The following is a 5,184-nucleotide window of genomic DNA, read 5'->3' as shown; positions in this document are numbered from 1 at the left end:
GCTGCCTGCGGGTGGCCTTCGCGAATACAGGAGTCAATCCATGACGAATCCGTTCGAGGATGCTGAGGGTACCTATCTGGTGCTGGTGAACGATGAGGGGCAGCATTCGCTGTGGCCCGCGTTCGTGGAGGTGCCGGCCGGTTGGGCGGTGGTGCTGAAGGAGACGGCGCGTCAGGCGTGCGTGGATTACATCAACGAGCACTGGACCGATATGCGGCCCAAGAGCCTCGTCGCGGCCATGGACGGCACCGCCGCCTGACCGTACGACGCCTGCCGGGACGGGCCGGCCGCTCACAGCGGCCGGCCCGTCCTCTCTTTGCGCGCGGGCGTGGCCGCCGCCGATATGGGTGCGCGACCGTGTCGGTTCCGGCCGCCGCCCACGGGGAAACGGGCGACGCCTCCGTCGGGGCGCCGCGCCGCGCGGCGGCCGGAATCCGCCGCCGGGGATCAGCCCTCGGACTCCAGGCTCCGGGCGATGGCCCGCAGCCCGATGGCCAGCTCACGGCTGCTGGGCGCCCGCTCCGGATCGATGAGCCACTGCTGGGTCAGCCCGGCGACCAGCGCCATGTGCACCGAGCCGACCGCCCGCGCGGTCTCCTCGTCGGCCTCCGCGTCCAGGCCGTGCAGCGCCGCCGCCATCTGCGGTCGGGACCGCTCCTGCGCGTCGGCGATCTGCTGCCGGATCTCCGCGGACCGCTCCGCCTGCGCCTGCGACTCGGTGGCCGCCACCAGCATCGGCCGGTCCGTCGCCACCGAGTCGATGATCTGCGACCACATCGACTCCAGCCGCACCGCGGGGCCGGACCCGGACCCGGACGCGGGCCGCGCCGACCGCGCGGCCGTGATCCGGTCGCCCCACTCGTTGAGCGACTCCAGCAGGGCGGCGTTGAGCAGCTCCTCCTTCGAGCCGTAGTGGTAATTGATCGTGCCGAGCGGGGCATTGGCCGCCGCGGCGATGTCCCGCGACGTCGTACGGGCGTAACCGCGCTCCTGGAGGCACCGCTTGGCGCCGATCATGAGTTGTTCCCGATGTCCCATGCGGATCACCCTACCCGGCTCTGGACGACCGTTCAGAACGGATGTTCATGGCGGCTCGCCCGGCCCGGCGCCGGGGTGCGGCACGGTACGCGCGGCGGTGACGGAGCCTTGGACACCACAGTGACCCGCGGCCCGCGCCCCACGCCCCGCGACCCGTGGACCCGCGACCCACGCCCCGCGTCAGCGGACCATCGCGGGTGACGAGCCGCCCGGCACGCGCAGCACCGGAGCACCCGTGCCGTCCGCCGGCACGGTCCAGATGTCGCTCTTACGCCCGTCGCGGCCCGGCAGGGCGTAGCCGACGGTGTGATCGTCCAGCCACGCCGCCTGGTCGTCGACGCTGCGCTCCTCGGCGAGCGGGGTCTCCCGCATGGTGCGCAGGTCCAGCGCGTACAGCCGCCAGGGGGCACTGGCCCCCGATCGCACCCGCTTCTTGAACACCAGCCGGGTGTTGTCGGGGGAGAGCGAGGGGCACTCCGCGTTCTCGCGCAGCGTGCGGGCCTTCCACGTCCTCATGTCGCCCTCGACGAGATAGGTCTTGCCCTTCGTGGAGACGGTGGCGTAGAAGCGGTTGTCGTCGCGGGCGAAGGTGACGCCCCAGTAGTTGACGTCGGGGGAGTGGTAGCGGTGGCCGTCGAGGGTGAGCTGGATCCCCTCCATGTTCTTGATGAGGTAGCCGGTGCGGGTGTCCAGGATCGAGGTGCGGGTGGAGAAGGACGACGTGGCGTACGAGTCGCCGGTCGCGAACATCGTCCACGACAGCATCCGGCCGGACGCCGAGACCCGAGCCCGGTTGGGGATGCCGGTCAGCGCGATGCGGCGCTTCTCGCGCAGCCGCCCGTCCAGCACGACGGCGTACGCGGTCGGCGGGATGCCGGGGCGGCGCGTGAGGCACAGGCCGGTGCCCCCCGCCGCGTAGAAGCGCTCGCACGCGGGCCCGCCGGTGGTGCGCTCCGCCGCGCTCACCCCCGGAGCGGCGGGCAGCCGCGCGACGCGGCCCTTCCCGGCGGTGGTACTGCGGAAGTACAGACTGCCGCTGTCGAGGCCGAACGCGGAAGCGGTGTCCTCCGGTTCGGCCCGCTGCGCCGCGCCGACCGTATAGACGGTCGCGACGCCGGCGAGCACGACGGCCGCCGTCGCGACGGCGATCACCTTGGCCCGCGTCGACAGCGTCGCGAACGGGGTACGGGCGACCATAGGGGGCTCCTGCGTGCGGCGGTCCGTGACGAGGGGCGTCGCCTCCGCCGCCGCGGTCGCACCGGTTTCGTCGCTCATGGGTGACGGCATGACTGTCATGCCTTCCTTTCGGGGCGGCGGAGCAGAACGGCCGAGCAGGCCAGCGCGGCCGCCAGCGCCAGCACGGCGGTGATGAGCGCGGGCCGGACGCCCCACAGCGTCCAGGCCGCGCCGAACCCGGCCGCGGCGAGCAGCCGGGCCAGGGCCTGCCCCGTCTGCAACAGGGCCATGCCGCTCGCGCGCCGGTCGGCCGCCAGCACCGGCCCGGCCAGCGCCATCAGCACGCCGTCGGTCGCCGCGTAGAAGACCCCGACCAGCAACAGCACACCGACCAGCAGGAATGGACCGGCGCCGGTGGTGAGCAGCAGCAGGTACGCGCCGAGCAGCGCCGCGTGCCCGAACAGGAAGGGCACCCGGCGGCCGACGCGGTCGCCGAGCCGCCCGGCGGGTACGGCGAGCGAGAGATAGACGGCGGCGGCCCCGAGCGGCAGCAGCGGGAACCAGCGCACGGCGAAGTCCAGTTGCTGCTGGAGCAGCAGGTAGACGAACGCGTCGCCGATGGTGGCCGCCCCGAGCAGCGACGCCGCGCCGAGGACGCGGCGGAAGACGGGGTCGCGGAACGGGTCGAGGATCTTGGTGCGTGCGGCGCCCGGGGCGGCGGGGGACGGCATGGCGGGGGATGGCGTGGCCGGGGACGCTGGAGCGGGCGAAGGCGGAGCGCTCGGCGCCGCTGGGGACGGCCGTACGTACAACTGCGCGGGCAGCGCGTCGCGTCCCGGCACGAAGGCGACCAGCATCAGCACGCCCAGCAGCCCGACACAGAAGCTGACGACGAAGACCGCGTCGTACGCGTCGGCGGTGGCCCACAGCAGGGCGAAGGCGGCGAGCGGGCCCAGGAGGGCGCCGGTGGTGTCCATGGCGCGGTGCACGCCGAAGGCCCGTCCCAGCGCCTCGGGCGGGCTGCTGAGCGAGATGATCGCGTCGCGCGGAGCGGTCCGCACGCCCTTGCCGATCCGGTCGGCGGCGAGCGCCGCGCCGATGCCCAGGGTGCCGCCGCCCGCCAGCAGCAGCCCGACGCGGGAGAGCGCGGAGAGCGCGTAACCGGCGCCGGCGACGAGCTTGTGCCGGTTGCCGCGGTCGGCGGCGTGCCCGCCGACGAGCCGGACGAGCGCGGTGACCCCGTTGTAGAGACCGTCGAGAAAGCCGAACTGGAGCGGGGAGAGGCCGAGATGGAGGACGAAGTAGAGCGGCAGCACGGCCGTGACCATCTCGGAGGAGACGTCGGTGACGAGGCTGACCGCGCCCAGGGCGAGAACGGGTCCGGCGACGCGGCCGCGCGACGCCTTGCGTGTCGCCGCGGCCGCGCCCGTGGTCGCGAGGTACATCAGGGGCTTCCGGGCCCGCTCAGCGGCACTTGTAGGACGGGCTGGCGTCCTTGGTCTTGCCGTCCGTGCCGATCAGTTCCCAGGAGTAGCCGTCGTCGGTGAAGTTCAGTTTGACCACGCCGAACGTCTTGGTCAGCCGCTTCTCGCTGTTCGGCTGGACCTCCTCGATCTTGTACGGGTTGGCGCCGCCCATCCCGCCGAGGAGCTCCACCAGGCCGTTCGGGTCGGCCTTGCCGTCCGCGTTCTGCGGCGCGAACCGCTCGTAGTGGTGGTCGTGGCCGTTGAGCACCAGCTCGGCCTTGGCGTCGATCAGCATCTTCCAGACGGGCCTGCTGACCGGGTCGTTGCCGTGCTCGCCGGAGGAGTAGAGCGGGTGGTGCCAGTAAGCGGCCACGCACTTCTTGGAGTTGGCGGCGAGGTCCGCCTTGAGCCAGTCGATCTGCTCGGACTTGTCGAGGCTGTTGGAGTCCAGCGCGATGAAGTGCCAGTTGTCCTGGTCGAAGCTGTAGTAGCTCTTGCCCTTGGGGTAGGCGATGGCGCCGAAGTAGGACTTGTAGCCCTTGAGCGCGCCGTCCGGGTCGTACGTCTCGTGGTTGCCCGCGATCGGGTGGGTCTTGTCCTTGAACGCGCCCCAGGTCTTGTCGTAGTACTTCTGGAAGTCCTTGAGCCGGGCGTCGTCGTACTGGTTGTCGCCCATGGTCATCACGAAGGCCGGGTTGATCTTCTTGACCAGCGCGGCAGTCTTGGGGTGGACGCAGCCGCTGCTGCTCGCGGTGCACTGCTCGGCGATGTCGCCCGCCGCGACGGCCGTGAACCCGGCGGCCTTCGCCCCGGCGGGCCTCGCCCCGGCCGGGCTGCTGGGCGCGGCGTCCGCCCGGCCGCCCGGCGACCACAGCAGCACGCCGCCGACCAGTGCGAGGGCGGCTCCCGCGGCCACGGGGACACCGATCCGGGGGTTCCTGATGAGCGGCTTCTTGGCGCGGGGGATGGGCGTCATGTCCGTCTCCTAGGTCGGCGTGGGAGCCGTTGCGAGGAATCCTGGCGATAGCTCATGTACGCGTCAAGAAGTACGGATGAATTATTGTTAGGAAACTTTCCTACCCTCGCTCTGCCGACCCGGCCCCGCTGCCCCCCGGACCGGCCTCACCGACCCGGCTCGGCCGCTCCTCTTCTAGCCCAACTCGACCTCGTAGAAGCAGTAGTGGTCCTTGATCCGGGCGACGCCGTCCTTCGGCTCGGGGTAGGCCCACACCAGGTCCTGCGGGCCGCCGTCGAGCGACCAGTAGGAGGCGGTGCCCTTGAACGGGCAGTACGTGTGGGTGTCGGACGGGGTCAGCAGCTCGGTGCGTACGTCCTCGGGGGCAGGTAGTAGCGCACCGGCAGCCCGGTCTCGTGCAGCAGGAGGGGGCGGCCGCTGTCCGCGAGCACCTGGCCGTCGCGCACGACGCGTACGCGCTCGGCGCCCTGTTCGATCTCGATGTGGTGTCCCTTGGGTGCCATGTCCGTGCCTTTCGGTCGGGGCCGC

Annotated in this window: 5 protein-coding genes and 1 pseudogene; 1 reads left to right on the top strand and 5 read right to left on the bottom strand. The window is 72.0% G+C overall.

Annotated elements, in window-relative coordinates; genetic code table 11:
- Positions 1 to 40: 40 nt before the first annotated feature.
- Positions 41 to 259: an MbtH family protein gene (locus AC07AB_RS04810; RefSeq protein ID WP_478560070.1), complete on the top strand. Its 219-nt coding sequence runs from the start codon at positions 41 to 43 to the stop codon at positions 257 to 259.
- Positions 260 to 447: 188 nt separating this feature from the next.
- On the opposite strand, the gene AC07AB_RS04805 is transcribed toward AC07AB_RS04810, so the two are convergent.
- From AC07AB_RS04805 to AC07AB_RS04785, 5 genes and pseudogenes are all read right to left on the bottom strand, one after another.
- Positions 448 to 1,038, bottom strand: a complete 591-nt coding sequence (locus AC07AB_RS04805) for a TetR/AcrR family transcriptional regulator (protein ID WP_478560068.1) — start codon at positions 1,036 to 1,038, stop codon at positions 448 to 450.
- 180 nt (positions 1,039 to 1,218) lie between these two features.
- Entirely contained in the window at positions 1,219 to 2,235 is a 1,017-nt protein-coding gene (locus AC07AB_RS04800) for a TolB-like translocation protein (protein ID WP_478561535.1), read from the bottom strand.
- A gap of 95 nt (positions 2,236 to 2,330) precedes the next feature.
- Positions 2,331 to 3,659, bottom strand: a complete 1,329-nt coding sequence (locus AC07AB_RS04795) for an MFS transporter (RefSeq protein ID WP_478560066.1) — start codon at positions 3,657 to 3,659, stop codon at positions 2,331 to 2,333.
- Positions 3,660 to 3,678: 19 nt separating this feature from the next.
- On the bottom strand, positions 3,679 to 4,656 hold the full coding sequence (locus tag AC07AB_RS04790) for a metallophosphoesterase family protein (RefSeq protein WP_478560064.1): 978 nt from the start codon (positions 4,654 to 4,656) through the stop codon (positions 3,679 to 3,681).
- 174 nt (positions 4,657 to 4,830) lie between these two features.
- Positions 4,831 to 5,159, bottom strand: a pseudogene (locus AC07AB_RS04785) (DUF427 domain-containing protein).
- Positions 5,160 to 5,184: the final 25 nt, after the last annotated feature.

Source organism: Streptomyces sp. NPDC044033, assembly GCF_056434425.1.
Note: the sequence above shows the minus strand (reverse complement) of the source record. Positions and strands in the feature narration are given on the sequence as shown.

Coding starts and splice junctions, on each gene's coding strand:
- AC07AB_RS04810 (WP_478560070.1), top strand. CDS start 41: ATGACGAATCCGTTCGAGGATGCTGAGGGTACCTATCTGGTGCTGGTG.
- AC07AB_RS04805 (WP_478560068.1), bottom strand. CDS start 1,038: ATGGGACATCGGGAACAACTCATGATCGGCGCCAAGCGGTGCCTCCAG.
- AC07AB_RS04800 (WP_478561535.1), bottom strand. CDS start 2,235: ATGGTCGCCCGTACCCCGTTCGCGACGCTGTCGACGCGGGCCAAGGTG.
- AC07AB_RS04795 (WP_478560066.1), bottom strand. CDS start 3,659: ATGTACCTCGCGACCACGGGCGCGGCCGCGGCGACACGCAAGGCGTCG.
- AC07AB_RS04790 (WP_478560064.1), bottom strand. CDS start 4,656: ATGACGCCCATCCCCCGCGCCAAGAAGCCGCTCATCAGGAACCCCCGG.